Origin of the sequence: Paenilisteria portnoyi (assembly GCF_014322795.1) — a bacterium.
GTDB classification, from domain to species: Bacteria; Bacillota; Bacilli; order Lactobacillales; family Listeriaceae; genus Listeria_A; species Listeria_A portnoyi.
In genome coordinates, this window is the sequence record NZ_JAASTT010000037.1 from 1 (window position 1) to 1823 (window position 1823).

Annotated in this window: 1 rRNA gene; it reads right to left on the reverse strand. The window is 50.5% G+C overall.

The features are described from left to right. Positions 1-1775 (reverse strand): 23S ribosomal RNA (locus tag HCJ66_RS15745); the annotation flags it as partial. Positions 1776-1823: the final 48 nt, after the last annotated feature.

The window sequence follows — 1823 nt, forward strand, 5'->3', positions numbered from 1 at the left end:
GGCTTGCACCCTAATAGAGCACCCCTTCTCCCGAAGTTACGGGGTCATTTTGCCGAGTTCCTTAACGAGAGTTCTCTCGCTCACCTTAGGATTCTCTCCTCATCTACCTGTGTCGGATTGCGGTACGGGCAGTACTATTCTAACTAGAGGCTTTTCTTGACAGCGTGAAATCAGGAACTTCCGTACTTAATTTCCTTCCCCATCACAGCTCATGCTTCGCGAGAAGCGGATTTGCCTACTTCTCACACTCACTGCTTGGACGCACATTTCCATCCGTGCGATTCCCTATCCTTCTGTGTCACCCCATTGCTCAAACAAACAGCACTGGTACAGGAATATCTACCTGTTGTCCATCGCCTACGCCTATCGGCCTCAGCTTAGGTCCCGACTAACCCTGGGCGGACGAGCCTTCCCCAGGAAACCTTAGATATTCGGTGGACGGGATTCTCACCCGTCTTTCGCTACTCATACCGGCATTCTCACTTCTAAGCGCTCCACCAGTCCTTCCGGTCTGACTTCACCGCCCTTAGAACGCTCTCCTACCACGAACCTCCAAAGAGGTTCATCCACAGTTTCGGTAATATGTTTAGCCCCGGTACATTTTCGGCGCGGGGTCACTCGACCAGTGAGCTATTACGCACTCTTTCAATGGTGGCTGCTTCTAAGCCAACATCCTGGTTGTCTATGCAACCCCACATCCTTTTCCACTTAACATATATTTTGGGACCTTAACTGGTGGTCTGGGCTGTTTCCCTTTCGACTACGGATCTTATCACTCGCAGTCTGACTCCCGAGTATAAGTACATGGCATTCGGAGTTTATCTGAATTCGGTAACCCGAGAAGGGCCCCTAGTCCAAACAGTGCTCTACCTCCACGACTCTTTACCTCGAGGCTAGCCCTAAAGCTATTTCGGAGAGAACCAGCTATCTCCAGGTTCGATTGGAATTTCTCCGCTACCCACACCTCATCCCCGCACTTTTCAACGTGCGTGGGTTCGGACCTCCAGTGAGTATTACCTCACCTTCATCCTGGACATGGGTAGATCACCTGGTTTCGGGTCTACGACCTGTTACTCATGCGCCCTATTCAGACTCGCTTTCGCTACGGCTCCGCTTTTTCCGCTTAACCTTGCAACAAATCGTAACTCGCCGGTTCATTCTACAAAAGGCACGCTATCACCCATTAACGGGCTCTAACTACTTGTAGGCACACGGTTTCAGGAACTGTTTCACTCCCCTTCCGGGGTGCTTTTCACCTTTCCCTCACGGTACTGGTTCACTATCGGTCACTAGGGAGTATTTAGCCTTGGGAGATGGTCCTCCCGGATTCCGACGGAATTTCACGTGTTCCGCCGTACTCAGGATCCACTCTGGAGGGAAAATGATTTCAATTACAGGGCTGTTACCTTCTTTGGCGGGCCTTTCCAGACCACTTCGTTTACCACTTTCTTTTGTAACTCCGTATAGAGTGTCCTACAACCCCAAGAAGCAAGCTTCTTGGTTTGGGCTCTTTCCGTTTCGCTCGCCGCTACTCAGGAAATCGATTTTTCTTTCTCTTCCTCCAGGTACTTAGATGTTTCAGTTCCCTGGGTCTGCCTTCCTTACGCTATGTATTCACGTAAGGATACTATCCGACTAAAGATAGTGGGTTCCCCCATTCGGAAATCTCTGGATCAACGCTTACGTACAGCTCCCCAAAGCATATCGGTGTTAGTCCCGTCCTTCTTCGGCTCCTAGTGCCAAGGCATCCACCGTGCGCCCTTTCTAACTTAACCATGTGGATCGCTGTGCTTACGCACTAACCACGGGTATGTTCCTAACGT